Origin of the sequence: Thiemannella venezuelensis, assembly GCF_014203605.1 — a bacterium.
Classification (GTDB): Bacteria; Actinomycetota; Actinomycetes; order Streptosporangiales; family Streptosporangiaceae; genus Planomonospora_A; species Planomonospora_A venezuelensis.
Genome location: NZ_JACHJJ010000006.1, coordinates 162,358 through 188,355, shown reverse-complemented (window position 1 = coordinate 188,355; position 25,998 = coordinate 162,358). Strand labels below are relative to the sequence as shown.

General features: G+C 72.2%; 23 protein-coding genes. 8 read left to right on the top strand and 15 right to left on the bottom strand.

The window, feature by feature from the left end; all coding sequences use genetic code 11:
- Positions 1-40: 40 nt before the first annotated feature.
- Together FHS22_RS11925 and FHS22_RS11920 are read right to left on the bottom strand one after the other, a co-directional pair.
- The gene (locus FHS22_RS11925) at positions 41-1,504 is read right to left on the bottom strand and encodes a penicillin-binding transpeptidase domain-containing protein (RefSeq protein ID WP_184941064.1); all 1,464 of its coding nucleotides are present in this window, start codon (positions 1,502-1,504) and stop codon (positions 41-43) included.
- A gap of 159 nt (positions 1,505-1,663) precedes the next feature.
- The gene (locus FHS22_RS11920) at positions 1,664-2,029 is read right to left on the bottom strand and encodes a MerR family transcriptional regulator (protein ID WP_184941062.1); all 366 of its coding nucleotides are present in this window, start codon (positions 2,027-2,029) and stop codon (positions 1,664-1,666) included.
- 163 nt (positions 2,030-2,192) lie between these two features.
- Between FHS22_RS11920 and FHS22_RS11915 the strand changes: the two genes are divergently transcribed.
- Positions 2,193-3,131 (top strand): aldo/keto reductase, encoded by a 939-nt coding sequence (locus FHS22_RS11915; RefSeq protein WP_184941060.1) that lies wholly within the window; start codon positions 2,193-2,195, stop codon positions 3,129-3,131.
- Positions 3,132-3,149: 18 nt separating this feature from the next.
- On the opposite strand, the gene FHS22_RS11910 is transcribed toward FHS22_RS11915, so the two are convergent.
- The gene (locus tag FHS22_RS11910; RefSeq protein ID WP_184941059.1) at positions 3,150-3,800 is read right to left on the bottom strand and encodes a TetR/AcrR family transcriptional regulator; all 651 of its coding nucleotides are present in this window, start codon (positions 3,798-3,800) and stop codon (positions 3,150-3,152) included.
- A gap of 71 nt (positions 3,801-3,871) precedes the next feature.
- Here FHS22_RS11910 and FHS22_RS11905 point away from each other — a divergent pair, with 71 nt between their 5' ends.
- A complete protein-coding gene (locus FHS22_RS11905; protein ID WP_184941058.1) occupies positions 3,872-5,185 on the top strand; it encodes a GH1 family beta-glucosidase in 1,314 nt (437 codons plus the stop codon).
- Here the strand turns inward: FHS22_RS11905 and FHS22_RS11900 are convergent.
- From FHS22_RS11900 to FHS22_RS11880, 5 genes are all read right to left on the bottom strand, one after another.
- Entirely contained in the window at positions 5,176-6,684 is a 1,509-nt protein-coding gene (locus tag FHS22_RS11900) for a glycosyltransferase family 39 protein (protein ID WP_184941056.1), read from the bottom strand. The genes FHS22_RS11905 and FHS22_RS11900 overlap by 10 nt on opposite strands.
- A gap of 163 nt (positions 6,685-6,847) precedes the next feature.
- Positions 6,848-7,234, bottom strand: a complete 387-nt coding sequence (locus tag FHS22_RS11895; protein ID WP_184941054.1) for a nuclear transport factor 2 family protein — start codon at positions 7,232-7,234, stop codon at positions 6,848-6,850.
- Positions 7,235-7,330: 96 nt separating this feature from the next.
- Positions 7,331-8,800: an AAA family ATPase gene (locus FHS22_RS11890; RefSeq protein WP_184941052.1), complete on the bottom strand. Its 1,470-nt coding sequence runs from the start codon at positions 8,798-8,800 to the stop codon at positions 7,331-7,333.
- Between the two features lie 149 nt (positions 8,801-8,949).
- Entirely contained in the window at positions 8,950-9,555 is a 606-nt protein-coding gene (locus FHS22_RS11885; protein WP_184941051.1) for a DUF4240 domain-containing protein, read from the bottom strand.
- A gap of 86 nt (positions 9,556-9,641) precedes the next feature.
- Entirely contained in the window at positions 9,642-10,553 is a 912-nt protein-coding gene (locus tag FHS22_RS11880) for a coiled-coil domain-containing protein (protein WP_184941050.1), read from the bottom strand.
- 482 nt (positions 10,554-11,035) lie between these two features.
- Here FHS22_RS11880 and FHS22_RS11875 point away from each other — a divergent pair, with 482 nt between their 5' ends.
- The gene (locus tag FHS22_RS11875; protein ID WP_184941049.1) at positions 11,036-12,469 is read left to right on the top strand and encodes an aldehyde dehydrogenase; all 1,434 of its coding nucleotides are present in this window, start codon (positions 11,036-11,038) and stop codon (positions 12,467-12,469) included.
- A 247-nt stretch (positions 12,470-12,716) separates the two neighbouring features.
- Here the strand turns inward: FHS22_RS11875 and FHS22_RS11870 are convergent, their stop codons facing one another.
- The 3 genes from FHS22_RS11870 to FHS22_RS11860 are packed head-to-tail and all read right to left on the bottom strand — an operon-like array spanning position 12,717 to position 16,706.
- Positions 12,717-13,877, bottom strand: coding sequence for an acetate/propionate family kinase (locus FHS22_RS11870; RefSeq protein ID WP_184941048.1), 1,161 nt, complete (start codon positions 13,875-13,877; stop codon positions 12,717-12,719).
- Complete coding sequence (gene pta / locus FHS22_RS11865) at positions 13,874-15,913, bottom strand: phosphate acetyltransferase (RefSeq protein ID WP_184941046.1); 2,040 nt, start codon at positions 15,911-15,913, stop codon at positions 13,874-13,876. The genes FHS22_RS11870 and pta overlap by 4 nt, the downstream gene beginning before the upstream one ends.
- Before the next feature lie 43 nt (positions 15,914-15,956).
- Positions 15,957-16,706, bottom strand: a complete 750-nt coding sequence (locus tag FHS22_RS11860; protein ID WP_221473529.1) for an alpha/beta hydrolase — start codon at positions 16,704-16,706, stop codon at positions 15,957-15,959.
- A 210-nt stretch (positions 16,707-16,916) separates the two neighbouring features.
- On the opposite strand from FHS22_RS11860, the gene typA reads away from it, so the two are divergent.
- Both typA and FHS22_RS11850 read left to right on the top strand, forming a co-directional pair.
- Positions 16,917-18,770, top strand: a complete 1,854-nt coding sequence (gene typA / locus FHS22_RS11855; RefSeq protein WP_184941045.1) for a translational GTPase TypA — start codon at positions 16,917-16,919, stop codon at positions 18,768-18,770.
- Positions 18,771-19,001: 231 nt separating this feature from the next.
- Positions 19,002-19,760 (top strand): superoxide dismutase family protein, encoded by a 759-nt coding sequence (locus FHS22_RS11850; RefSeq protein WP_184941043.1) that lies wholly within the window; start codon positions 19,002-19,004, stop codon positions 19,758-19,760.
- 57 nt (positions 19,761-19,817) lie between these two features.
- On the opposite strand, the gene FHS22_RS11845 is transcribed toward FHS22_RS11850, so the two are convergent.
- The 3 genes from FHS22_RS11845 to FHS22_RS11835 all read right to left on the bottom strand — a co-directional run bounded on the left by FHS22_RS11845 (position 19,818) and on the right by FHS22_RS11835 (position 22,034).
- Positions 19,818-20,453, bottom strand: coding sequence for a DUF2461 domain-containing protein (locus FHS22_RS11845; RefSeq protein WP_184941041.1), 636 nt, complete (start codon positions 20,451-20,453; stop codon positions 19,818-19,820).
- 112 nt (positions 20,454-20,565) lie between these two features.
- Positions 20,566-21,315, bottom strand: coding sequence for a polysaccharide deacetylase family protein (locus FHS22_RS11840; RefSeq protein ID WP_260407869.1), 750 nt, complete (start codon positions 21,313-21,315; stop codon positions 20,566-20,568).
- 143 nt (positions 21,316-21,458) lie between these two features.
- Positions 21,459-22,034, bottom strand: a complete 576-nt coding sequence (locus FHS22_RS11835; RefSeq protein WP_184941037.1) for a helix-turn-helix domain-containing protein — start codon at positions 22,032-22,034, stop codon at positions 21,459-21,461.
- Positions 22,035-22,116: 82 nt separating this feature from the next.
- Here FHS22_RS11835 and FHS22_RS11830 point away from each other — a divergent pair, with 82 nt between their 5' ends.
- Entirely contained in the window at positions 22,117-22,956 is an 840-nt protein-coding gene (locus FHS22_RS11830; RefSeq protein WP_260407868.1) for a DMT family transporter, read from the top strand.
- A 41-nt stretch (positions 22,957-22,997) separates the two neighbouring features.
- On the top strand, positions 22,998-23,930 hold the full coding sequence (locus FHS22_RS11825) for an anti-sigma factor RsbA family regulatory protein (protein WP_184941033.1): 933 nt from the start codon (positions 22,998-23,000) through the stop codon (positions 23,928-23,930).
- 37 nt (positions 23,931-23,967) lie between these two features.
- Here FHS22_RS11825 and FHS22_RS11820 read toward each other — a convergent pair whose 3' ends face one another.
- The gene (locus tag FHS22_RS11820; RefSeq protein ID WP_184941032.1) at positions 23,968-24,564 is read right to left on the bottom strand and encodes a sigma-70 family RNA polymerase sigma factor; all 597 of its coding nucleotides are present in this window, start codon (positions 24,562-24,564) and stop codon (positions 23,968-23,970) included.
- 266 nt (positions 24,565-24,830) lie between these two features.
- On the opposite strand from FHS22_RS11820, the gene FHS22_RS11815 reads away from it, so the two are divergent.
- The gene (locus tag FHS22_RS11815; protein ID WP_184941030.1) at positions 24,831-25,907 is read left to right on the top strand and encodes a PLP-dependent cysteine synthase family protein; all 1,077 of its coding nucleotides are present in this window, start codon (positions 24,831-24,833) and stop codon (positions 25,905-25,907) included.
- Positions 25,908-25,998 lie beyond the last annotated feature (91 nt).

Genomic DNA, 25,998 nt, shown 5'->3' with positions numbered 1-25,998 from the left:
GGGCCCCGGCGGGAGGTCGGCCGCCGCGGGAAGGGAGCCGTCAGCGCAGGACGGCCCGCATGATCGCCTTCGCGATGGGGGCCGCGACCCGGCCGCCGGACCCGCCGCCCTCCACGACGACCCCCACGGCCACCCGGGGCGAACCCGCCGGGGCGAATCCGGTGAAGACGGCGTGGTCCCGCTCCCCGGGAGCGGTCTCCGCGGTGCCGGTCTTGGCCGCCACCGCGACGCCCCGGATGGCGGCCGCCGTTCCGGTGCCGCCCGGCCGGGTGACCGCGGCCATCATGGCGGCGAGCCGTACGGCGTCGCCGGCGTCGAGCGCGCGCCGGTACTCCGCGGGCTCGGTCTCGTCGATCACCGTGCCGTCGCCGAGGCGGACCTCCCGCACCAGATGGGGACGCATGAGCGAGCCGTCGTTGGCGACCGCGGCCGAGATCATCGCGAGCATGAGCGGTGTAGCCCGGTCGTCGAACTGGCCGAGCGCCGACATCGCGGTCTGCGCCGCGTCCATTCCCTCGGGGTAGACGCTCTCGGCCACCGGCATCGGCACGGCCAGGCCGCCGTCGTTGAACCCGAACGCCTCGGCCTGCTCGCGCAGCGTGTCCTGGCCGAGCTCGACCCCGATCTTCGCGAACGGGGTGTTGCAGGACGCCTTGAAGGCGTAGACCAGCGGCGGGTCGCCGTTGCCGCAGGACGATCCCCGGGCGTTGCGCAGGTGGATCGAGGTGCCCGGGAGGAGGAAGGCGGCGGGCGCGCTGACGCTTCCGGCGGGCTTGTAGTCGCCGGAGGCGAGTGCGGCGGCCCCGGTGATGATCTTGAAGGTGGAGCCGGGCGGGTAGTTCCGCTGGATCGCCCGGTTGAGCAGCGGTCCGGCGGGGTCGGCCTGCAACCGCGCGTCGGCCCGGTCGAGGGCGCCGACGTCGAAGGTCGTGTAGAGGTTCGGGTCGTAGGAGGGGAAGGACGCCATCGCCAGGATCGCGCCGGTGGCCGGGTCGATCGCGACGGCGGCCCCGGGCCGGCCGGTGGCGCGCAGCCCCTCGTAGGCGGCGCGCTGCGCCCGCGCCTCGACGGTGAGTTCGAGCGCGGCCCCCGCCGCGGCGCCGTTCATGACCGAGCGGACCCTGATCCGGGGGTCGGTTCCCGCGAGCGCCGCGTCCTCGGCCCGCTCCAGCCCGGTGGCGCCGTAGCGCGACAGGTGCCCGGTGACCGGCGCGTAGAGCGGTCCCTCCGGGTAGACCCGCCGGTGCCTGAACCGGCCGCCCGTCTCCCGGCCGGCCGGCGCGACGGTCGCCACGACGGTGCCGTCGCGCAGCAGGATCTCACCCCGGGGCCGGTCGAAGCGGGCGATCAGCGGCCGCTGGTTGTGCGGGTTCTCCTTCAGCCGGCCGGCGTCGAACGCCTGGATGTAGGTGACGTTGCCGAGCAGCGCGAACAGCAGCATCCCGCACCCAGCGGCGACGTGCCGCAGCGGGACGTTGATCCGGCGCGCGCGCGGAGCGGCCATGGCCCCCCTCCCTGAGATCCGGCTATCCGGTCTAACAGCCGGCCGGGAAAGGGACCCCCGCCCCCGGGCAAAGACGCACACCTCCGTACGGCGGACGCCCGATGACGACCGGTGTGCCGCGGTGACCGGCGGGCAGGCTCCGCACGGCGGTGCCGGTGGTCAGCCGGCGGCCACCGAACGGTAGTAGCCGATCTTGTTGCGGATCGCCGCCTGCTTCTCCCGCAGGTTGGCCACCTGCGCCTCCACCCGGCGGTCGTGGGCCTCCAGGAGCGCGATCCGGTCCGGGACCGTGTGCTCGCCCGCCCGGACCAGCTCGGCGAAGCGGAGCATCCCGGCGATCGGCATGCCGGTGTCCCGCAGGCACCTGATCATGCCGAGCCAGCCGATGTCGTCCTGGGTGAAGCGGCGCTGGCCCGCGGCGTTGCGCCCGACCGGCTCCAGCAGCCCGATGCGCTCGTAGTAGCGCAGAGTGTCGAGGCTGAACCCGGTCTCCTCGGCCACCTGTCCCGGCGTGTACACACTCATGCCCGGCAGCATCGCACCTGGAGTCGGCTCCAGGTCAAGCCGGGCGGTCCCCGGCCGCGCCCGGAAGACCTCGCATCCGGGGAGACCCCGCGGAACCTCCGCCGGAAAGGTCCGGGGCGGACGGTTTGACATGGAGTCCACTCCAGCTCCCAGGGTGTGCCGTATGACACGTCTCCCCTTCGCCCTGGGCACCATCCCGTTCGGCACCGCCGTCGACGAGCAGACGACCTTCGCGATCCTGGACCGGTTCGCCGAGGCCGGCGGCACGATGCTGGACACCTCCAACAACTACCCCTTCTGGCGTGACGGAGCGACCGGGGACGAGAGCGAGCTGGCGATCGGCCGCTGGCTGGCCTCCCGGGGCGCCCGGGACCGGATCGTGCTGGGCACCAAGTGCGGCGCCCGCCCGACCGTCCCCGGCGACCGCACCCTCGGCTCCGCCGAAGGGCTCTCCGCGAAGACGATCGCGGCGGCCGCGGAGGGCAGTCTGCGGCGGCTGGGGACCGATCGCATCGACGTCTACTGGTCGCACATCGAGGACCGGTCGGTCCCGCTGGAGGAGACCCTCGGCGCGTTCGGCGAGCTGGCCGCGGCGGGCAAGGTCCGCGAGATCGGCGCCAGCAACCTCCCGGCCTGGCGGCTCGAACGGGCCCGGGCCGTCTCCCGCGCGAACGGCTGGGCCCCCTACACCCACCTCCAGCTCCGCCACTCCTACCTGCGGCCCCGCCCGGACGTCCCGCTGGAGTCCTCCGGGCACACGCTGGTCAACGACGACACCCTCGACTACCTGCGGCAGGAGCCGGAGGTCTCCCTCTGGGCCTACAGCACGCTGCTGAGCGGCGGCTACACCCGCGCGGACCGCCCCCTGGAGGAGGCCTACGACCACCCCGGCACCACCCGCCGCCTGGCCGTCCTGCGCGAGGTCGCGGCCGAGCTGGGCGCCACCCCCAACCAGGTGGTGCTCGCCTGGCTGACCGGCGGCTCCCCCGCCGTCGTCCCGATCGTCGGGGTGAGCGGCCTCGCCCAGCTGGAGGAGGCGATCGGGGCCGCCGGCCTCAAGCTCGACGACGAGCTGCGGGCCCGCCTGGACGCCGCCCACTGAGCCCGGCGCCGGGACCTCCTACGCGAGGTGGTCGGAGAGGTAGCGCCGGACCAGGCGCTTGCATTCGGCGATCAGTTCGGGGTCGCCCTCCGGAAGGGTCCGGAAGGCGAGCTTGAGCACCGCGTCGGCGGCCTCGACCGCGACGACCAGCGCCCGGTCCAGCGCGGGGTCCGCCGGCGCGCCGAGCAGTTCCACGGTGACCGCGCGGAGCCGGTCGGCCACGACGATGTTGTTCTCCAGCGCGGCGTCGAGCATGCGGTCGGTCCCCTTGAGCGCCGGGCCGCCCGGCGCGGCGAGCACCTCGCCGAAGTCGACGACTCCGAAGCCGGGGGTGGAGCGCTTCATGGCGACGAACTCGTCGATCGCCAGGTCCGCCAGGTCGATCCAGCCGGACGGCTCGTCCGTCGAGAGCCTGGTGGTGATCCGGTCGAGGAACGCCTCCAGGTTCCGCAGGGCCAGCGCGCGCACCAGGCCGTGTTTGTCGGGGAAGAACTGGTAGAAGGTCCCGATCGGCACCTCCGCGCGGCGCGCGACCTCCTTGGTGGTCAGCGCCTCGTAGCCGACCTCGTCCAGCAGCTTCGCGCACTCGTCCAGCATGCGCTCGACCCGTTCCACGCTGCGGCGCTGGGCGGGGCGGCGGCGCAGCGTTCCCCCGGAGGCATTCGTCATCTTTTCATCATCCCCTACGGAGGCCGCCCAGCGGCTAACATGAGCAGTACTCATACAACTGGGAGGTCAGGATGTTCCTCTGGGGTACGGCTACCGCCTCCTACCAGATCGAAGGAGCCGTCGCCGAGGACGGCCGGTCCCCCTCCATCTGGGACACCTTCTCCCGCGAACCCGGCCGCGTCCGCGACGGCCACACCGGCGACGCCGCCTGCGACCACTACCACCGCTGGCCCGAGGACCTCGCCCTCATGGCCGGCCTCGGGGTCGGCTCCTACCGCTTCTCCATCGCCTGGCCGCGGGTCCAGCCCGGCGGCAGGGGCCCGGCCAACCAGGCCGGCCTGGACTTCTACGACCGGCTGGTGGACGGCCTGTGCGAGAAGGGCATCGTCCCGGCCGCGACGCTCTTCCACTGGGACCTGCCGCAGTCCCTCCAGGACGAGGGCGGCTGGCTGGCCCGCGACACCGCCTCCCGCCTCGCCGACTACGCCGCCCTGGCCGCCGAGCGGCTCGCCGACCGCGTCCCCATGTGGATCACCCTCAACGAGCCGTTCGTCCACATGGCCTTCGGCTACGCCATGGGCGTGCACGCCCCCGGCCAGGCCCTGCTCACCGGCGCCCTGCCGGCCGCCCACCACCAGCTCCTCGGGCACGGCCTGGCCACGGCCGCGCTCCGGGCGCACGGCGCGCGGCAGGTGCTCATCACCAACAACTGCACCCCCGTCTGGCCCGCCTCCGCCGACCCGGCCGACCTGGCCGCCGCCGACGCCTACGACATCCTGCACAACCGCCTGTTCAACGACCCGGTCCTGCTCGGGAGCTACCCGGACCTCGCGCCGTACGGCACCGCGCTCGACTGCGTGCGCGACGGCGACCTCGAACTGATCTCCGCCCCGCTCGACGGCCTCGGGATCAACTACTACAACCCCACCCGGATCGCCGCCCCCACCGGGGACGGCCTGCCGTTCACCGACGCGGGGATCACCGGCCACCCGGTCACCGCCTTCGGCTGGCCCGTCGTCCCCGACGGCCTGCGCGAGCTGCTGACCGGCCTGAAGGCCCGGTACGGCGACGCCCTGCCCCCGGTCTACATCACCGAGAACGGCTGCTCCCAGCCCGACGAGACCGGCCCGGACGGGACCGTCGACGACCAGGCCCGGATCGCCTACCTCGACGGCCACATCAGGGCCGTCGAGCAGGCCGCGGCCGAGGGCGTGGACGTGCGCGGCTACTACGTCTGGTCCCTGCTGGACAACTTCGAGTGGGCCGAGGGCTACCACCAGCGCTTCGGCCTGGTCCACGTCGACTTCGCCACCCAGAAGCGCACCCCCAAGGCCTCCTACCACTGGTTCAGGGAGCGCATCGCCGGGGCGGCGCCTCAGCTGTAGTGCTGGAAGCGGGGCCACGCCGTGCGCCACGGCTCCTTCCGCTCCCGGCAGACGAAGATCGGCAGGTCCTGGGCCTCGTTCTCGACGCCGGCGCGGTTACCGGTCCGGCCCGCCTCCGCGCAGTCGCCGAACACCCTCCCCAGGAGCCTGCGCGGGATCTTGACCGCGACCGCGACCGCAGCCGCCTCCGGCGGCGGGCCGTACAGGTGGAGCTGGTTGTGCCCGCTGTACACCGGCGGCAGGCCGTACTGCGCGGCGGTGCGGTGCAGCATCCCCGCCTCGCCGTAGCTCCCGGCCAGGAGCACGGCCCGGGCCCGGTCCCCGGGAGGCAGCGCCCGCACGACCGCCGCGACCTGTGAGGCGAACTCCGGCCAGCCGACCGACTCGCGCGCGACCTCGTTCATGGACGGGACGGGCGTGGAGCTCAGCGCCGCCACCGGGACCAGCGGCAGGGCGACCACCGCGGAGAGGGCGCCGTTGGCGGCCAGCGCGAGCGCGACGTTCCGCAGCCGGCCCCCGCGCCCCGCCGCCCATGCCTCGGTGCTCACGCAGCCCGCCGCGAACAGCAGCAGGATCAGGCCCGCCGTGTAGTCGAACCGGCCGCCGCTGAGCAGCGTCAGCGCCGCCGCCACCGGGTAGGCCACGGAGAGCGCGCGCACCCGCCGGTCCCGCCAGAGCCGCACCCAGCCGACCGCGCCGACGACCGCCGCCACCGGGCCGAACAGCATGATCTGCAGGGGGACGAACAGCGCCCGGAACTCCGCGCCCTTGTCCTCCCCGAGGGCGGCGGCCATCTCCAGCTGCGGCCAGCCGTTCGCGACCTGGTAGAGCAGGTTCGGCAGGGCCAGCACGACCGCGAGCAGGGCACCGGCCCAGAGCCACCGGCCGCGCAGCACCTCCCGGGGGCCGGTCGCGAGCAGGCCCGCGGCGAGTCCGATGACCAGCAGCGCAATGAGGTGCCTGTTGTAGGTCGCCAGCCCGATCACCGCCCCGGCGGCGAGCCACCACCGCCCGTCCCCGCGGAGCAGTGCCCGCAGGACGAACAGGATCGCCGCGGCCCACAGCGGCATGTCCGCGCTGAGCGTCAGCAGGCTGTGCCCGGCGACGAGGGTGAACGCGCCGGCGGCGATGCCCGCCGCGGCGAGCCGCTGCGCCGTACGGCCGCCGCCCAGCTCCCGGGCGAGCAGCGCCACCAGCACGACCAGGACCGCGGCGCTCAACGCGGCGGGCACCCGGATCGCCGTCACCGTGTCACCGAACAGCGCGATCGCCGCCCGGGCCAGCAGCGGCGTCAGCGGGGGCTGGTCGACGTACCCCCAGGCCGGCTGCTCGCCGAGCATGCGGAAGTAGAGCTCGTCGCGGTGGTAGCCGTACCACGGGCTGAGGGCCAGCAGCACGGCGAAGAGTACGGCGGAGACGGCCGCGACACCCCGCCAGGCGAACGCGGGGATCTCCCCGGCGCGGTCGTCCTCAGCGGGGAGCATCCGCAATCGCACCATGACCAGTCAAACTATCAGCGCGGGGACGCACTCCCCATGGGTCCCGCGCGACAGATCATTCCTCTGCGCACGGACGCATCCGACGCTCCGGGAGCTCCGCGCGGAAGCGGTGGGCACCGGCCGGCCGGAGCCCACCGCGCCTCCGGCGGGGAGACCGCTCCCGTCACGCCGGGCCGGCGTGGACGGCCAGGATGCGCCAGCCGTACTCGGGGGTGTGGATCCAGGTTCGGGTGTAGCGCAGCCGACCGGCGAACGGCTCGCCCGCGAACGCGCCCTCCAGCGTGCCGAGGAAGCAGGTGACGCCGGTGGTCCCCGCGACGAGCACGGTGAGCTCCTCCTCGGCGACCTTGGTCATGACCTGCGTCCGCGAGCGGTGGTTGTGCAGGTCGAGCCGCTTGGCCCCGGTGTGGAGACGTCCGTCCGGCGGGCCGGTGAAGACGAGCCTCTCGTCGAGCAGCCGGTCCAGCTCCTCGACGTCCCCGGCGAGCTGCGCCGCCTGCAGCCGCCGCTCGGCTTCGTACAGCTCGTCGGTGAGCGTCCGTTCGGTCATGGGGACTCCGCTTCTCCGGATGGGGATGCATGCCGGTCCGCACGCAGTACACCAGAACGCCCGCCGCGCCGCCACGGGCGTCCGCCGATGGAGTGCTCAGGATCCTCCGTAGAGGCGGTCGAGGTCGACGAGCTGCAGATCCTCGCGGGTCCGGGCGGCCTCCCGGAGCTCGGGCATGAACCCGGCCACGCTGAACAGCAGCAGCCGGGTGCCGGCGGCGGCCCGGGCGTCGCGGCGGACGAGCAGCTCGCGGAGGCGCTCAAGGCGTTCCAGATGACCGCGGCCGATGACGTCGCCGTACTTGGCCTCCCCGATCGCGAGGATGCTCTCCCTGCCCTCGCCGTCGCGCCCGAAGACGACGACGTCGATCTCGTGACCGGTCTTGGCGGCCGGATCGGGCAGGACGCCGGAGGCGACACGGGTGCGCAGCCCGCCGAGGGTCCCGGCGTCGGCGTGCCAGCGGGTCCAGGTGCGGGCGAGATGTTCGAAATGCGGACCCAGGACCCTGCTCCGGAACGCCTCCTGCGAGCGCTCCCAGACCTGGACGGCATAACCGGGACGTTCCAGGTCGGTCCACTCCGGACGCATGATCGCGTGGTAGAAGGCGAGGATGGGCTCGGTGATGCGGTAGGCGGAGCGTTTGCCGTGGAACGCGTCCGGATCCCGGGTGATCATCCCGACGTCCTCCAGGATCGTCAGGGCATGGCCCAGGTCGGTGGACTTGCGGCCCAGGTAGCCGGCGATTCCGCCTCTCGTGTGGTTGCCGCCCGCGACCGCCGACAGGACCCCGTGGTACAGGGCGGTGTCGCGGAGTTCGGGCTCCTCCGCAAGGAGGAACCGGGCCTCTCGGAAGAGGGGCCGGCCGGGGTTGAGCGCGTTCCTGACCACCCACGGCCCGAAGTCCTCGATGCCGGCGGGGGTGTCGCCGAGGGTGAACTCCCGTCGGTAGGCGGGGGTGCCGCCGACGACGGCGTTGACGAGCAGCGCCAGGGCCGGGTCGCCGATCTCCCAGAACTCCCGGGCCAGCCGGTAGTCGAGGGTGGGGACGACCAGCTCCAGGCTCGCCCGGCCGCGGAGCGGTGCCGTCCCGGCGAGCAGCGAGCCCATGAAGGACAGGGCCGATCCGCACAGCAGCAGCCGTACGGCGCCGCCCTGCCGCCGCCCCTGGGGGCCGAGGGCCCGCTGGATCAGGGAGGGAAGGTGCGGGGAGACCTTGGCCAGGTAGGGGAACTCGTCGATGACCACCGGCGTCGGCCCGGAGGTCGCGATCGTCATGAGGACCTCGACGGCCTCGTCCCAGTGCGCGAACCTGCGGGGGACCGGTTCTCCGAGATGGCGGGCGAGCGCCGTGCCGAACTGGTGCAGGGACTCGGCCTCGCCCGCCTCGGTCGCGGCGAAGTAGAACCCGCCCGCCGCCCGGCAGACCGCGTCCAGCAGGAAGGTCTTGCCCTGTCGCCGCCGGCCGGACACCACCCCCAGCGTCGCCTCGGGCCCCGGGTAGCGGACGAACCGCGTCAGCTCCGACCATTCGTATTCCCGGTCGAACATCTCCGCAGGCCTGTCCACGCCTCCTCCTCAATGATGAGTAAGTCTATTATAGATACGTTCATCATTGATGAGGGCAACTGCGGAGCAGCCAGACCGGGCGGCCGACAGCCAAACCCGTCGCGGTTCGACCAACAGTCACCCCGCCCCATCCTTACAGGACCTGTCTCCTACGGAATGCCCAGGTGGCGAGCGACACGGGGAAGCCGGCGCGCCATCTCCGCCGGATCGTCGAGGTCCCATGCCTCACCGCCGAAATCAGCACCGACGAGCGGGAACCTCCGACGAACTCCCCTAGCGTGTACGGCCTCACCCAGCGACCCGGCGTCCAGGCCCGTGGCGCTCTCGTACGGGCCGAATGTCACGTAGTCCAGAAGCTCGAACTTCGGCTCCTCCTCCACCGACCAGACAGGAGGCTTCTTCTCGGCGATCTGCCTGTGCCGCACCTCGAACAGACGCAGGAGTTGCGGCAGCTCGATCGCCGTGTCCGGACACTCCGCCACCTGCTCGTACGGCTCGCGCCCCAGACTCACGATCCAGTTCGCGAAGTACTCGAACCCGTCCAACGACCCCCAGCCGAGGGCGGAGCAGTACACCGCATACAGGTCCCAGGTGCACAGCCGGCTTCTGACGGACTCCCACCACGCCTTGAAGCCGACGATCTCCTCAGCCGAGCGCCGAGAGAGCTCACCCTCCAGCCATGCCAGGCGCTCCTGTCTGGTGGCGCTCTCCCTGCCGGACCGCTCGATCAAATCCCAGAAGGCATCCACATCCATGAAAGGCGATCATGGCATCTCTGGCATGCCCGCGTGTCCCGAGTTCCTCGTCGCCGAACTCGGTACCGCTGCGAAGGCTCAGCCGGTCAGAACATCGAGATGTGCACGTGGTCGATGTGGTTGGCGGTGTTGCCGCCGCGGTTGGCCATCATCCGCCAGCCTGCGCCGGTGCGGACGTCGTAGTACTTCTGCTGCCAGATGACGTACATGACCCCGAGGCGCTGGCCGTTGGAGATGGCCCACTGGGCCAGGCGGTCGCCGCGGGCCCTGGCCTCCTCGGTGGGCACGCGGCCGCCGGTGCTCATCATGAAGTCGCACGCCCGGCCGCTGCCGTGGTCTCCGGGGTCACCGGGGCGCAGGCAGCCGTAGCCGTACGGCATCGGAAAGGTCTGCAGCACCAGGTTGCGCATCGTGACCGTGCGGGCGGTGAGACCGCCGCTGCCGGAGGGGGTCTGGAAGCCGTACTTGGCCAGGAGCGTCTCGATCTTGACGCGGTCCTTCTTGAGCTTCTCGATGTCCTTGCGCAGCTCGACGATCTCGGCCTCGGCGGCCTTCTCGGCCTTCTCGGCCTCCTTGATCAGCTCTTTGACCCGGACGAGCCGGCTGGCGCGCTCACTGGCGAGGTGCGAGACCACGGCGGCCTGGCTGAGGGCGAGGGAGGCGTCGCCCTGGAAGGAGAACAGGCTCTCGCCGTCCAGGTCCCCGCCCATGTAGCCGCTCTGCGCGAAGCGCACGACGTCGCTGTCGGCGGTGGCCAGGGCCGCCTTCAGCTTCTTGGCGGTGTCGGTGGCCTTCTTCGCCTTGACCCGGGCGTCCTCCAGGCTCTGCACCTGCCCCCGGTAGTCCTTGTTGAGCTGGCCGGCCTGCTTGGTCAGCTTGCGCAGCTCGGCCTCGGGGTCGAACCGGGCACTCCGGCCGGCGCTCGCCCCCGCCATCGCCGGGCTCAGGAGCAGCGCGGTGAGCAGGACGCCCAGCATCGCCGGGCGGCTCGGTCTCACCCCTCGCTCACCTCCAAGAGCCCCCTCATGGACGGAGCGAAACTATAGAAGACGATCTTCAGGCCCGCCACCGGAACGACAGAACTCATGTGTCATTGACGAACTATCTACCAGTTTGCGGCGCTTTGGACAAAACGACCAAAGGGATCATCACGCGGTGACGGATCCAAGCGTCGACCCTGCGTGAAGGATAGCCCGAGGCGGATGCCGCCGGGGTCCCGGAAGGAGAGAAGGGGCCGGACGCACTCCGTCCGGCCAGGGAGGAACCCGTCCAGAACTCCCCGCCCCGCGACCGCGGGCACGGCGCACGAGCGGCCGGTGGATCCGGGCACGGCGCTCTCTTGTCAGGGTGGCTAGAACGTGATTCGGTCTCATCGATACCGGGACTTGTGGAGCCCCCCTCCCCGGACGACACTATCCAAGCAAGCATTAGCTCAAATGCGACCCGACACTCCGGCCCGCCCACCAGGAGGAAACACATCATGCGCCAGCACGACACGCTGTTCATCGGGGGCGACTGGGTGGCCCCCGCGGGCACCGGGACCATCGACGTCATCTCCCCCCACACCGAGGAGGTCGTCGGCCGCGTCCCCGACGGCACTCCGGCCGACATGGACCGCGCGGTGGCCGCCGCCCGCCAGGCGTTCGACCAGGGCCCGTGGCCCCGGATGACGATGGCCGAGCGCGCCGCCGTGGTCGGCAGGCTCGCCGAGATCTACGCGGCCCGGCAGGGCGAGATGGCCGAGATCATCACCGAGGAGATGGGCTCCCCCATCACCTTCTCCCAGATGGCCCAGGCCCCCCAGCCGCTCGGCATGCTCCAGTACTACGCCGAGCTCGGCAAGACCTTCCCGGTGGAGGAGGAGCGGCCCGGCACCTTCGGCCCGGTGATCGTACGGCGCGAGCCGGTCGGCGTGGTCGCCGCGGTCGTCCCGTGGAACGTCCCGCAGTTCGTCATCATGATCAAGCTGGCCCCGGCGCTCGTCGCGGGCTGCACGGTCGTGGTCAAGCCCGCCCCGGAGACCCCGCTCGACGCCTACCTCCTGGCCGAGATGGTCAAGGAGGCCGGGATCCCCGACGGCGTGGTCAACATCGTCGCCGCCGGGCGCGAGGCCGGCGAGCACCTGGTCTCCCACCCCGGCGTGGACAAGGTGGCCTTCACCGGCTCGACCGCGGCGGGCCGGCGCATCGGGAGCATCTGCGGCGAGCAGCTCAAGCGCTGCACCCTGGAGCTCGGCGGCAAGTCCGCCGCCATCATCCTGGACGACTGCGACCTGTCCTCCGCGACGGGCTTCCTCTCCATCGCCTCGCTGATGAACAACGGCCAGGCCTGCGTCGCCCAGACCCGCATCCTGGCCTCCCGCAACCGCTACGACGAGGTCGTGGACGCGGTCGCCGCGATGGTCCGGAGCATGCCCGTCGGCGACCCCGCCGACCCCGCCACCGGCATCGGCCCGCTGGTCGCCAGGCGCCAGCAGGAGCGGGTCGAGGGCTACATCAAGATCGGCATCGACGAGGGCGCCAAGCCCGTCGTCGGCGGCCTGGACCGCCCCCACGACCGGGGCTGGTACGTCGCCCCCACGGTCTTCGCCGGCGCCACCAACGAGATGCGCATCGCCCGTGAGGAGATCTTCGGCCCGGTCCTGACCGTGATCCCCTACGAGGACGAGGCGGACGCGGTCCGCATCGCCAACGACAGCGACTACGGCCTGGCCGGCACGGTGTGGACCGCCGACACCGAGCGGGGCATGGACGTGGCCCGCCGGGTACGCACCGGCACCTACGGCGTCAACCTCTTCATGATCGAGACCAGCTCCCCGTTCGGCGGCTTCAAGAGCAGCGGCCTCGGGCGTGAGCTCGGCCCCGAGGGCCTGGCCTCCTACCTGGAGTACAAGTCCATCGCCCGGCTGGGCTGAGGTCCATCGCCCGGCCGGGCTTCAGGTCCACTGCCCGGCCGGGCCGAGGACCGCCGGAGCGCGCCGTGCGGCTCACGCGGAGCCGTACGGCGCGCGCCGGCGGGAATGGAAGGCCCAGCACGCCCCCGCGACGCTGGGCAACCGCCCGACTGCATGAAGTATGTCCCACGACCACCGGCTGATGGCGGTTCGTGTCCCGTGGACTTCTCCCGGCGGATTTCATCCATCCGCTCTAGGTAGACGGCATTCATCCGTGATTAGTTCGCGGAATCACGCGCAAAGTTTGCCGGGCGATCTCCAGCTCCTCGTCCGTGGGCACCACCGCGACCCTCACCCGCGAGCCCTCGGCCGAGACCGTCCCCCCGCCCGCGGCGTTGCGCACCGGGTCCAGCTCGATCCCGAGCGGCTCCAGGCCGGCCAGCGCCCGCGACCTGACCAGGGACGAGTTCTCCCCCACCCCGCCGGTGAACGCGATCACGTCCACCGTGCCGAGCACCGCGTAGTAGGCCCCGACGTACTTGCGCAGCCGGTGGCAGTAGACCGACAGGGCCAGCTCGGCGTCCGGGTCCCCGGCCGCCACCCGCCGCTCCACCTCCCGCATGTCGTTGTCGCCGCAGAGGCCGAGCAGGCCGCTGCGCCGGTTGAGCAGCGTGTCGATCTCGTCGGGGGACATGCCCGCCCGCCTCAGGTGGGCGATCGCGCCCGGGTCGACGTCACCGCTCCGGGTGCCCATCACCAGGCCCTCCAGGGGGGTCATGCCCATCGAGGTGTCCACGCACCGCCCGGCCGCCACCGCCGAGGCGCTGGCGCCGTTGCCCAGGTGCAGCACGATCACGTTGGCGGTCTCCGGCCGGTCCGCCAGCGCCGCCGCCTCCCGCGAGACGTAGGCGTGCGAGGTGCCGTGGAAGCCGTAGCGGCGGACGCCGTGGCGCGCGGCCGTCTCCCGGTCGATCGCGTAGGTCGCGGCCTCGGCGGGGATCGTGGCGTGGAAGGCGGTGTCGAAGACCGCGACCTGCGGCAGGTCCGGGCGGAGCCGCCGGGCCGTCTCGATGCCGGCCAGGTTCGCCGGGTTGTGCAGCGGCGCGAGCGGGATGAGGTCCCTGATCCCGGCGACCACCTCGTCGGTGATCGGCGTGGGCTCGGTGAAGGCCGTGCCGCCGTGCACCACCCGGTGCCCGATCGCGGTCAGCTCCGGCGAGTCGATCCCGAACCCCGCGGCGGCGAGCTCGCCGGCCACGGACTCCAGCGCCGCGGTGTGGTCGGCCACCGGGGAGCCGGGTTCGCCGATCCGCTCGACCGTCCCCGAGGCCAGGCGGACCGCCGCGCCGGGCGAGGACCGGTCCCCGGCCGAGAGCAGCCGGTACTTCACCGAGGACGACCCGGAGTTGAGGACCAGGACGCGGGTCATCGGGCGGCCTCCTGGGCCTGGATGGCGGTGATGGCGACGGTGCTGACGATGTCGGTGACCAGCGCCCCGCGCGACAGGTCGTTGACGGGTTTGCGCAGGCCCTGCAGGACCGGGCCGACCGCGACCGCCCCGGCCGAGCGCTGCACGGCCTTGTAGGTGTTGTTGCCGGTGTTCAGGTCCGGGAAGATCAGCACGGTGGCCCGGCCGGCGACCTGCGAGCCGGGGAGCTTGGCCGCCGCGACCCTCGGGTCCACCGCCGCGTCGTACTGGATGGGCCCCTCCACCAGCAGCTCCGGCGCCCGCTCGGCGACCATGGCGGTGGCCTCGCGGACCTTGTCCACGTCGGCCCCGTGGCCCGAGCGCCCGGTCGAGTAGGAGAGCATCGCGACCCTCGGCTCGACGCCGAAGTGCCGTGCCGTACGGGCGGAGGAGACCGCGATGTCGGCGAGCTGCCCGGCGTCCGGGTCGGGGTTGATCGCGCAGTCGCCGTAGACGAGCACGCGGTCGGCCAGGCACATGAAGAACACCGAGGAGACGATCGAGGTGCCCGGGACCGTCCTGACGATCTGGAAGGCGGGCAGGATCGTGGCGGCCGTGGTGTGCGCGGCGCCGGAGACCATGCCGTCCACCTCGCCCGCCTGCAGCATCATCGTGCCGAAGAAGTTGACGTCGGTGAGCACGTCCCTGGCCCGTTCCATGCTGATGCCCTTGTGCGCCCTCAGCCGCGCGTACTCCTCGGCGAAGGAGTCGCGCAGCGGCGAGGTCAGCGGGTCGACCACGGCCGCCCCGGCCAGGTCCAGGCCGAGGTCGGCGATCCGCCGCCGGACCACCTCCTCGCGGCCCAGCAGGGTGAGATCGACGGTGCCGCGCCGGAGGAGGACGTCGGCGGCCCTCAGGATGCGGTCCTCCTCGCCCTCCGGCAGCACGATGTGCCTGCGGTCGGCGCGCGCCCGCTCCAGGAGCATGTGCTCGAACATCATCGGGGTGACCCGTTCGGAGCGGGCCAGCTCGATGCGGTCGGCGAGATCGGCGGTGTCGACGTGCGCGTCGAAGTGGCCGAGCGCCGTCTCGATCTTGCGGGGGTTCTCCGCGGTGAGGCGCCCCTCCAGTCCGGCCAGGGTGGTGGCCACGGTGAAGCTGTCGTCGGCGGCCGCCAGCACCGGCATGCCGGGGGCCAGCCGCGCGGTGAGCGCCCGCACGTTCGCGGTGGGCTCCTCGCCCAGCGTGAGCACCACGCCGGAGGGGCGGGTCGTACCGGCCGCCTCGGCGGCCAGCGAGGCCAGCAGCAGGTCGGGCCGGTCACCAGGAGTGATCACCAGCGCCCCGTCCACCAGGTGCTCCAGGAAGACGGGGATCGTCGCGCCGCCGAACACGAACCCGGTCACGTCGCGGCGCAGCCCCTCCTCGTCCCCCTGGACCTGCTTGCCCCGTACGGCCTGCGCCACCTGGCCCACGGTCGGCGCCGAGAGCGACGGATGCTCGGGGATGACGTAGCAGGGCACCGGCAGGTCGGGCTCGACGACCATCTCGGGCGGCACCCGGTTGGCGATCACCGCCAGGACCGTGCAGCCCAGGTCGGAGAAGACCTGGTACCCGGTCCGCATCTCCCTGACGATCTCGTCGGCGGCGTCGGCGTGCGCGCCCACCACCACGATCACCGGGGCGCCGAACTCCGCGGCGAGGCGGGCGTTGAAGGCCAGCTCGCGCGGGAGGTCGTCGGTGGCGAACGAGCTGCCCAGCACCAGCAGCGCGTCGCACTCGCGCTCCAGCGTGTGGAAGCGGGCGACCAGCCGGCCGATGAGCTCTTCGGCGCCCTGCCGCGCGTAGATCCCGGCGGCGTCCTCCGCGGTCACCCCGATCGCCGCGGCGGCCGGGCGGTACCTGGCCTCCAGGAGCTCCGAGGCGTGCGCGCCCCGGGCGATCGGCCGGAACACCCCTGTCCTGTCGACCCGGCGGGTCAGCAGCTCCATCAGGCCCAGCTCGACGATCTGCCGGCCGTCCCCGGGGCCGAGACCCGCCACGTAGATGCTCCGCATGCGCGCTTACCCCCGCATCGACCATTTGCCGTACACCTCAGGACTAAACCATGCTCACCCAGCGCCCGATGCGGCGGATCAGCTCCGGCGTGGCCGCCGACTCCGCGTGGCCGTACCCCGGCTCGATCCAGAGCTCCTTCGGCTCGGCGGCCGCGTCGTGGATCTGGTGGGCGTGCTCCAGCGGGAAGAACGTGTCGGCGTCGCCGTGCACGACCAGCAGCGGCGTCGGCGCGATCTTCGCCGCGGCCTCGTACGGCGCCAGCGGCACGGGGTCCCACACGCCCCGCCTGATCCGCGTGCCCTTGCCCAGCCGGGCCGCCAGCCGCCCGGCCGGGTGCTCGATGGCCCAGTGGACCTGCCGCATCGGCCGGGTGCCCCGGTAGTACCACCGGGCGGGCGCGCTCACCGCGACCACCGCGTCCACGCCCTGGAGGACCCCGGCATGGCGCAGGGCCACCGCCCCGCCCATCGAGAACCCGACGGTCACGACCCTGGTGTAGCCGATCACCCTGGCGTGCCGTACCGCCGCGTCCAGGTCGAGGATCTCCAGGTCCCCCACGGTCGTCTCCCCGCCCGACCGGCCGTGCCCCCGGAAGTCGAGCGAGACGACCCCGCCGAACCCGCTGAGCACGTGGGCGATCCGGCGGGTGGGGCGCTCCCTGAGCGAGCCGGTGAACCCGTGGGCCAGCACGATCCCGAGGTCGGCGGCACCGCGTGACGGGGTGTGCGCGGCGTCGATCCGCACGTGGTCGGACGTCCTGAGCATCACGGGGAACGAGGGCGCGAGAGGCATGCCCCGAGCTTAGGGAGTGATCGATCTCACGGCGTGCCGGGATCGGCCGCGACCGCCGGGATCATCGACGACTTATCGACAAAAAGGTAGACGGGGGATGAATTGGGGCACTTCACCAGGAGAGCGCCTGAGCGATTGCGCGCATCAACTAAAATGGTGGGGCCGCACGGTCCGCGGCCAGCCTCCACGATCACAGAGTGAGACTCCATCATGCCTTTGAACAGCCGCGACGACCTGCGGAACATCGCGATCATCGCGCACGTCGACCACGGCAAGACCACTCTCGTGGATGCCATGCTCTGGCAGTCCGGCGCCTTCCGGGCCAACCAGGACGTCGACGACCGCGTCATGGACTCCAACGACCTCGAGCGCGAGAAGGGCATCACCATTCTCGCGAAGAACACCGCCGTCAAGCACGGCGACATGACCCTCAACATCATCGACACCCCCGGCCACGCCGACTTCGGCGGCGAGGTCGAGCGCGGCCTGTCGATGGTGGACGGCGTCGTGCTCCTGGTGGACGCCTCCGAGGGCCCGCTGCCGCAGACCCGGTTCGTGCTGCGCAAGGCGTTCGCCGCCAAGATGCCGGTCATCCTCTGCATCAACAAGGTCGACCGCCCCGACGCCCGCATCAAGGAGGTCGTGGACGAGGTCTACGAGCTCTTCATGGACCTGGACGCCACCGAGGACCAGATCGACTTCCCGATCGTCTACGCCTCGGCCAAGGCCGGGCGCGCCTCGCTGAACCGCCCCGAGGACGGCGGCATGCCCGACTCCGATGACCTGGAGCCGCTCTTCCAGGTCATCAACGAGACGATCCCGGCCCCGACCTACGACCCGTCCGCGCCGCTGCAGGCCCACGTCACCAACCTGGACTCCTCGTCCTACCTGGGCCGGATCGCCCTGCTCCGCGTCCACCAGGGCACCATCAAGAAGGGCCAGCAGGTCGCCTGGTGCAAGACCGACGGCACCATCGAGCGCGTCAAGATCAGCGAGCTGCTGATGACCGAGGCGCTGGAGCGCAAGCCCGCCGAGCAGGCCGGCCCCGGCGACATCATCGCGATCGCCGGCATCCCGGAGATCATGATCGGTGAGACGCTGGCCGACCCCGAGGACCCGCGCCCGCTCCCGCTGATCACCGTGGACGAGCCCGCCATCTCGATGGTCATCGGCACCAACACCTCCCCGCTGGTCGGCAAGGTCAAGGGCGCCAAGGTCACCGCCCGCATGGTCAAGGACCGCCTCGACAAGGAGCTCGTCGGCAACGTCTCGCTGCGCGTGCTCCCGACCGAGCGACCGGACGCCTGGGAGGTCCAGGGCCGCGGCGAGCTGGCGCTGGCCATCCTGGTCGAGCAGATGCGCCGCGAGGGCTACGAGCTGACCGTCGGCAAGCCGCAGGTCGTCACCAAGACGATCGACGGCAAGCTGCACGAGCCGGTCGAGCGGCTGACCGTCGACTGCCCGGAGGAGTACCTCGGGGCCGTCACCCAGCTGCTCGCCGTCCGCAAGGGCCGCATGGAGCACATGACCAACCACGGCACCGGCTGGATCCGGATGGAGTTCGTGGTCCCGGCCCGCGGCCTGATCGGCTTCCGGACCGAGTTCCTCACCGAGACCCGCGGCACCGGCCTGGTCCACCACGTCTTCGAGGCCTACGAGCCGTGGTTCGGCGAGCTGCGCACCCGCAACAACGGCTCCCTCGTCGCCGACCGCTCCGGTCCGGTGACCGCCTTCGCCATGCTGAACCTCCAGGAGCGCGGCGTGCTGTTCGTCTCGCCGGGCACCGAGGTCTACGAGGGCATGATCATCGGCGAGAACTCGCGCTCCGACGACATGGACGTGAACATCACCAAGGAGAAGAAGCTCACCAACATGCGCTCCTCCACGGCGGACGAGACCGAGAAGGTCATCCCGCCGCGCCAGCTCTCCCTGGAGCAGGCCCTGGAGTTCATCCGCGAGGACGAGTGCGTGGAGATCACTCCGGAGTCCGTGCGCATCCGCAAGGTCGTCCTCGACGCCGCCACCCGCGGCCGCACGGCCGCCCGCGCCAAGCGCGGCAGCTGACACGCCGGGGCCGCCGGGAGACCGGCGCCCCGGAGCGGCGCGAAGAGGCGCCGGGTCCCGCCTCCGCGGCGGGGCCCGGCGCCTCTGCCGTCACGGCGACGATTTCCTTATGGGGATATGTACCGTTTTGTTCTATATAGGAGGTTGCCGCTTTTCTGGTGAGGTATGGGAAGGGTCCGGGCCTCTCCGCACGGGAGCGGAGCACGGCCACGACCTACGGGGGAATCTTCCATGCTTCGCAGGACACAGCTGGCCCTGGCCGCCACGCTGGGGGCGGGAGTGATCGCCGCCGGCGCGGGCATGTCGGCCGGAGCGACACCGCAACCGCCCGACGCTCCCACCGAGGGGACGTCCGATCCGCTCGGCCCCATCCAGGAGACGCCGCCGGGACCCGACGACATCATGCCCGCCCCCGGCCCGGTCCCGCCCACCCCTGCGGACAGGTCGCCCGCGGGCAGCGGACCGGCGCGCGCCGAGATCAGGGACGTGAACGGCAAGGCCGTCGGCACCCTCGACCTCGTGGAGGACCAGGACGGCAAGCCCCAGCTCAAGGTCACCGTCAGCGGACTGCCCGCCGGATACCACGGCTTCCACATCCACTCCAAGGGCGTCTGCGACCCCGCCTCCACCGACCCCGCCACCGGCAGCCCGTTCTTCAGCGCGGGCGAGCACTTCAACCTCGGCCCGGAGTCCCACCCCGGCCACTCCGGCGACCTGCCCGACCTCCTGGTCGGCAAGAACGGCACCGGCAGCGCCACCGTCGTCACCGACCGCTTCCAGATCAAGCAGCTCCTCGACGCCGACGGCAGCGCCGTCATCGTGCACGCCGCCGCGGACAACAAGGCCAACATCCCCGGCCGCTACAGCCGCCCGTCGGACACCACCGACCCCGACGCCCCGACGACGATGACGACCGGTCCCGACGAGCAGACGCTGAAGACCGGCGACTCCGGCGGCCGCATCGCCTGCGGGGTGATCGCCGCGAGCTGACCGCCCGTCCCGCGGCCCCCGCCGGGAACCGGGTGCGCCGCGGCCGCGTGAGCGGCGCTAGTCCGCCGGGAGGTGGGCGGTGAGCCACTCCACGAGCGGGGCCAGGTCGCGCCAGATCACGCGGACGCGCGCGGCGACCTCCGGGGTGTGCACCCACGGCTCGGGGTCGAAGCGGCGGCCCGCGTGCAGGGAGCGGTGGCGGAGCAGGTCGAGCCGGGGGTGGTCTTCCGGGACACCGCGCGGGCGGGTCTTGAGCCGGTCGCCCTCGACCGTGTAGCCCGCCGCGCGGACCTCGTCCATGATCTTCTCCAGCGGGACCCCGCTGATCTCCTCGTCGACCGCCTCGCGGTAGCGGGCGAGCTGCCCGCCCTGGGCGGCGTAGAGCCCCGCTCCCGCGTAGAGCCCGGCGGCGTCGATCTGCACGTAGTAGCCGATGGCCTCGCCGGTGGCGACGTAGGCCCCCTGGTGGGTCTTGTAGGGGGACTTGTCCTTGGCGAACCGCACGTCGCGGTTGGGCCGGAACAGGTGCGCGCGGCCGAACTCGGCCTCCAGCTCCTCCCCCAGCGCTGCCATGGGGGCCTTCACCGCGTCCTCGTAGAGCCGCCGGTGACGGGTCCAGTAGGTTCTGGAGTTGTCCGCCTCCAGGCCCTCGTAGAACACGAAGGCGTCGTCGGGGAAACCGCTGAAGCTCATGGCGCCCATCGTGCCACCGGGCTCCGACAGTTCGCGGACCCCGGGGGCGGCGCGGCTCCCGGCACACCCCTTCACCTCGCCGCGGGGCCCCGCACCGGCCCCCGCGCGGGCCTCAGCGGCGGGGGTAGCGCCCGCCGGGGGCCGGCACCCTGCCGTACAGCTCCGACATCGTCACGAACGTGTACTTCCTGTCCGCCAGGTCCTTCAGCAGCTCGGGGACCGCCTCGACCGTCGTGCGGTGGATGTCGTGCATGAGCACGACGGATCCGGGCACCGCCTTCCCCGCCCGGCGGAGCACGACCCCGGTGTCGCGGACGAGCCAGTCCTGGGTGTCGACGCTCCACAGGATCTGGGCCAGCCCCTGGCGGCGGCTCTCCTCGGCGACCCGCCGGTCGGTGGCGCCGTACGGCGGGCGCATGAGAGCCATCCGCACGCCGGTCTCCCGCTCCACGATCTTCTGGGTACGGCCCAGCTCGGACCTGAGGCCGGTCGCGGACAGACCGGTGAGGTCCGCATGGCTCCAGGAGTGGTTGCCCAGTTCGTGCCCCTCCGCCACCATCCGGCGCAGGTCCCGTCCGCCGTTCTCCTCCACCATCCCGCCGACCACGAAGAAGGTCGCCCTGGCCCGGTGCTCGGCGAGCGCGTCGAGCACCGCCCCGGTGTGATCGCCCGGCCCGTCGTCGAAGGTCAGCGCCACGCATCTGGTCTTCACGCAGTCGACCTTCCGCGGCGCGGGGGCCACGGGGAACCTGGGCTCGGGCCGCTGCGGCCGGGCGGCGGGCTTCCCGGCCCGGGCCGCGGGATCGGCCGGCGGGTCGACCGGGGCGCCGCCCGCCGCCCCTGCCCCGAGCAGTATCGCCATCGGTACGGCCCACATCCGCATGCTTCCCCCCGAAAGCAGGGCGGGGGCGCCTGCGGCCGGCCCTCGGCCGCGCCCCCCGCGAAACCCACATCACCCCTTTCCCCCGGAATCGGATATAAGCCCGCAATTAGCCTCTCGGTCCGCTAATGATCCGGCGTTCCCCGGGGCTCGGTGACCACCATCACGAACCTGAGCGGATCCCGCCCGCCGTTGGCGTACCGGTGCGGGCGGTCGGCGCTGAACACGACGGCCCCGTCGGCGCCGATCACATGGCTCCTGCCGTACACCGTGAGCGTGAGCTCCCCCTCCAGGACCGTCAGCATCTCGCGGGTGCCCGGCGGGTGCGCGTCGCCGTCGTGGTGCTCGCCCGGGGCCAGCCGCCAGTCCCAGAGCTCCAGGATCGCCGGGGCTTCGGTGCCGACCAGCAGCCGCGCCGAGCTCGCCTCGCCGTGCGGGAAGGTGACCACGTCGGCGGCGTTGACGACCCGGACCACCGGCGTGTCGGAGACCTCCACCATCCGGGCGACCGTCACGCCGAGCGCGTCGGCGATGCGGGTGAGGGTGTTGATGCTGGGATTGGTCCGCCCCTGCTCGACCTGGACCAGCATGCCCCGGCTCACCCCCGACCGCGCGGCGAGCTCGTCGAGCGTCATCTGCCGGTGCGCCCGCTGGGCCCGCACGTTGTTCGCGATCGCGGCGGTGATCGTCTCGGGATCCATGAGTGCAGTGTAGTGAACTCGATTTGCACTGGAGTGCACCCTATGTGTTGTACTAACGGTGCAATCCACTGAACCGAGGTGAATGATGACGGCGGTTGTGCTCGCGACGGCGTGCGCCCTGGTGTACGGCACGGCGGATTTCTTCGGCGGCCTGGCCACGCGCCGGTCCCGGGTGATGGCGGTGGTGGTGCTCTCCCAGCTGGCCGGGCTGGTCCTGGTGGCCGCGCTGCTGCCGGTGCTGCCCGGCGCGCCCACCGCCGGCGGCCTCGCGTGGGGCATGGCGGCCGGGGTGTCCGGGGGCGTCGCGCTGGTGCTGTTCTACCGGGCGCTCGCCACCGGCGTGATGTCGGTGGTGGCGCCGGTCACCGCGACCACCTCCGCGGGGCTGCCGGTGCTGTTCGGGCTGGCGGCCGGCGAGCGCCCTGAGCCGGTCGCGCTGGGCGGCGTCGCACTCGCCCTGGTCGCGGTGGTGCTGGTCAGCAGGGACTCGTCGCCGGCGTCGGCCGGGCGGGGCCGCGGCCCGGTGCTGAGCGCGCTGGCCGCGGGCGCGGGTTTCGGCGGGTTCTTCATCCTGCTCGACCAGGTCCCCGACGGCGGCGGCATGTGGCCGCTGTTCGGCGCGCGGCTGGCCTCGGTCTCCCTCATCGCCCTGCTCGCGCTGGGCGCCCGCCGCACGCTGCGCCCCGGCCCGGGCGCACTGGGGACCATCGTCGTGGCCGGGGTGCTGGACATGGTCGCCAACGTGCTCTTCCTGCTCGCCACGGAGCGCGGCATGCTCGCCCTGGTCGGCGTGCTGGCCTCGCTCTATCCGGCCAGCACGCTGCTGCTGGCCCGGTACGTGCTGGGAGAGCGGCTGAACGCCGTCCAGACCGCGGGGATCGGCTGCACCCTCGCCGCGGTCGCGCTGATCGCCGCGGCATGACCGTGTTGTGTTAAGTCCAAGCGCTTGTTACGGTCATGCCCGTGCAGCCCGAGCGGGCCTCCGTCGACTCCGGGCCGTTCGCGCACACCGCTGTCGCGTACGGCTCCGATGAGGATTTCCTCCGGCTGGTCCCCGACCTGGTGGTCGAGGGGCTGCGCGAGGGGCGCCGGGTCCTGGTCGTCACCTGCGAGCGCAAACTCGACCTGCTGGGCGGCGCCCTGGGCGAGGACGCCCGCCGGATCGACCGCCGGTCCTCCGAACGGTGGTACGCCCACCCCGCGCGCACGCTCGCGGCCTACCACGACTACGTGCGGCGGCGGGAGCGGACGACGATCATCGGTGAGCCGCGCTGGTCCCGCTGGACCGGCCGGCAGACCCTTGAGTGGCTCCGCTACGAGTCGGTGCTCAACACCGCGTTCGCCGGGCTCCCGGCCGCCGTCTGGTGCCTCTACGACCGGGCGACGGCCCCCGCCGACATCCTCCGCACCCACCCGCGGCACCTGAACGCCCACGGCGTCGTGCCCGGCGGCCTCTACGTGCCGCCCGAGCGGTTCGCGCTCCCCGGCGACGAGTCGCCCTTCGCCGAGCCGCCCGCCTCCGCCTCCGTCGCCGGTTTCACCCGGGAGAGGCTGGCGTGGCTCCGCCGTACCGTCGGCGAACGGGCGAGGCGGGCCGGGATGGACCGCGACCTGGTCGCCTCGCTGGTGCTGAGCGTCTCGGAACTCGCGGCCAACACCGTGGAGCACGGCGCCGGGCACGGGCGGGTGACCCTCTGGCGGGAGGCGGACGGATTCGTGTGCGAGGTCGCCGACCCCGGCGGCGGGCTCGACGACCCGCTCGCGGGATACCGCCCGCCGGAACCGGAGTCGCAGCGCGGCTACGGCCTGTGGATCAGCCGCCAGCTCTGCGACCGGGTGGAGATCCGCTCCACGCCGGGACTGCTGCGGATCCGCCTCTACATGCCGCTGCGCTGACCGCCCGGCCCGCGGCGCCGTCCGCGGCCCCGGCGGTTCAGGCGGCCCGGCGCTGCTCGGGCAGGCGGATCGCGCCCTCCTCGCGGGCGTAGTCCTCCAGCATGCTCCGGAGCTGGCGGCGGCCGCGGTGCAGCCGGGACATGACCGTGCCGATCGGGGTGCCCATCCGCTCGGCGATCTCCTTGTAGGCGAATCCCTCGACGTCGGCGAGGTAGACGGCCACCCGGAAGTCCTCGGGCAGCGAGCGCAGCGCGTTCATCACGACGCTGTCGGGCAGCTGCTCCAGCGCCTCGGTCTCGGCGGACTTGAGCCCGGTCGAGGTGTGGGACTCGGCGGCGGCGAGCTGCCAGTCCTCGATGTCCTCGGCGGCCGAGAGCTTGGGCGAGCGCTGCTTCTTGCGGTACTCGTTGATGAAGTTGTTGGTCAGGATGCGGTGCAGCCAGGCCTTGAGGTTGGTGCCCTCACGGAACTGGTGGTACGAGGTGAAGGCCTTGGCGACCGTCTCCTGCACCAGGTCCTCCGCGTCCGCCGTGTTCCGGGTCAGACGCATCGCGGACGCGTAGAGCTGACCGGTCACCGGCACGACGTCGCGCTCGAACCAGTCCTGGCGCTGCTCTTCGCTTATCGAGATCATGTCATCCCCCTCGGTGCCTTCCCCCCGATGCCGTCCGGACCGGGTGCGACGCACCCTTCCCGGCAGCCTTGCCGATGCTCCCATCGGCCCCGTAAGAGGGTCGTTAAGAGTTCCGCCTGGGAAAAAGGCCCATCTGTGACCGTTCCGTGAGCGGACGCGACACGCCCTACAGTCGGTCGAGTCTCATTAGGGTAACATCTCTTGCTCAATTCATCCCATGATGTGGCTATCATCACATAAGCCCAGCTAGGGATACCTTTGATGGCATGCACCACGTGGACCGACATGATCCCGCGACCCGCTCCTGGACGGCCGAGGCCATCCGCCGGGTCGAGGCCGACGCCAACCGTAGCTGCGACACTCATCTCCACGTCTTTCCGCTGCCCGCGCGCTGGGGAGTAAACCTCTATCTGAAAGACGAGTCCGTCCACCCCACCGGTTCACTCAAGCACCGCCTGGCACGCTCCCTCTTCCTGTACGGCCTGGCGAACGGCTGGATCGGCCCCTCGACCACGGTGGTGGAGGCCTCCAGCGGCTCGACCGCGGTGAGCGAGGCCTACTTCGCCCGCCTGCTCGGCCTGCCGTTCATCGCGGTGATGCCCGTCTCGACCTCGCCCGAGAAGATCTCGCTGATCGAGTTCTACGGCGGCAAGTGCCACCTGGTCGACGATCCCGGCACGATCTACTCCGAGTCGCGGCGGCTGGCCGAGGAGACCGGCGGGCACTTCATGGACCAGTTCACCTACGCGGAGCGGGCCACCGACTGGCGCGGCAACAACAACATCGCCGAGAGCATCTTCAGCCAGATGGCGATGGAGCCCTGCCCCGAGCCCGCCTGGATCGTGGTCGGAGCCGGGACCGGCGGCACCTCCTCCACGATCGGCCGCTACATCCGCTACCGCCGCCACCTCACCCGCCTGGCCGTGGTGGACCCGGAGGGCTCGGCCTTCTATCCCTCGTGGTGCTCCGGCGACACGGACGTCACCGCCCCCGGCTCCCGGATCGAGGGCATCGGCCGCCCCCGCGTCGAGCCGTCCTTCCTGCCCACCGTGATCGACCGCATGGTCCAGGTCCCCGACGCCCGGTCCATCGCGGCGATGCGCTGGGTCCGCGAGGTCACCGGCCGCGACGTCGGCGGCTCCACCGGCACCAACGTGGCGGCGGCCGTACAGCTCATCGGCGAGATGCGCGCGGCGGGCGAGCGGGGCAGCGTGGTGACCCTGATCTGCGACGGCGGCGAGCGCTACCGCTGCACCTACGGCGACGACGCCTGGCTCGCCGAGCGCGGCCTGGACATCGCCCCCCACCTGGCGGAGTTCCGCGCCTTCCTCGCGCAGCCCTGAGACCGCGGCCGGCCCCGGACCCGCCCCCGTCCCGCGCCTGTCCGGGCACGCCTGTCCGCCCACGCGCAAGCCCCGCGCCCCCTGATGCGGG

Coding starts and splice junctions, on each gene's coding strand:
- FHS22_RS11835 (WP_184941037.1), bottom strand. CDS start 22,034: ATGGATCCCGAGACGATCACCGCCGCGATCGCGAACAACGTGCGGGCC.
- FHS22_RS11820 (WP_184941032.1), bottom strand. CDS start 24,564: ATGATCTCGATAAGCGAAGAGCAGCGCCAGGACTGGTTCGAGCGCGAC.
- FHS22_RS11840 (WP_260407869.1), bottom strand. CDS start 21,315: ATGGCGATACTGCTCGGGGCAGGGGCGGCGGGCGGCGCCCCGGTCGAC.
- FHS22_RS11920 (WP_184941062.1), bottom strand. CDS start 2,029: ATGAGTGTGTACACGCCGGGACAGGTGGCCGAGGAGACCGGGTTCAGC.
- FHS22_RS11875 (WP_184941049.1), top strand. CDS start 11,036: ATGCGCCAGCACGACACGCTGTTCATCGGGGGCGACTGGGTGGCCCCC.
- FHS22_RS11850 (WP_184941043.1), top strand. CDS start 19,002: ATGCTTCGCAGGACACAGCTGGCCCTGGCCGCCACGCTGGGGGCGGGA.
- typA (WP_184941045.1), top strand. CDS start 16,917: ATGCCTTTGAACAGCCGCGACGACCTGCGGAACATCGCGATCATCGCG.
- FHS22_RS11925 (WP_184941064.1), bottom strand. CDS start 1,504: ATGGCCGCTCCGCGCGCGCGCCGGATCAACGTCCCGCTGCGGCACGTC.
- FHS22_RS11905 (WP_184941058.1), top strand. CDS start 3,872: ATGTTCCTCTGGGGTACGGCTACCGCCTCCTACCAGATCGAAGGAGCC.
- FHS22_RS11870 (WP_184941048.1), bottom strand. CDS start 13,877: ATGACCCGCGTCCTGGTCCTCAACTCCGGGTCGTCCTCGGTGAAGTAC.
- FHS22_RS11815 (WP_184941030.1), top strand. CDS start 24,831: ATGCACCACGTGGACCGACATGATCCCGCGACCCGCTCCTGGACGGCC.
- FHS22_RS11830 (WP_260407868.1), top strand. CDS start 22,117: ATGATGACGGCGGTTGTGCTCGCGACGGCGTGCGCCCTGGTGTACGGC.
- FHS22_RS11910 (WP_184941059.1), bottom strand. CDS start 3,800: ATGACGAATGCCTCCGGGGGAACGCTGCGCCGCCGCCCCGCCCAGCGC.
- pta (WP_184941046.1), bottom strand. CDS start 15,913: ATGCGGAGCATCTACGTGGCGGGTCTCGGCCCCGGGGACGGCCGGCAG.
- FHS22_RS11915 (WP_184941060.1), top strand. CDS start 2,193: ATGACACGTCTCCCCTTCGCCCTGGGCACCATCCCGTTCGGCACCGCC.
- FHS22_RS11885 (WP_184941051.1), bottom strand. CDS start 9,555: ATGGATGTGGATGCCTTCTGGGATTTGATCGAGCGGTCCGGCAGGGAG.
- FHS22_RS11900 (WP_184941056.1), bottom strand. CDS start 6,684: ATGGTGCGATTGCGGATGCTCCCCGCTGAGGACGACCGCGCCGGGGAG.
- FHS22_RS11845 (WP_184941041.1), bottom strand. CDS start 20,453: ATGAGCTTCAGCGGTTTCCCCGACGACGCCTTCGTGTTCTACGAGGGC.
- FHS22_RS11895 (WP_184941054.1), bottom strand. CDS start 7,234: ATGACCGAACGGACGCTCACCGACGAGCTGTACGAAGCCGAGCGGCGG.
- FHS22_RS11860 (WP_221473529.1), bottom strand. CDS start 16,706: ATGCCTCTCGCGCCCTCGTTCCCCGTGATGCTCAGGACGTCCGACCAC.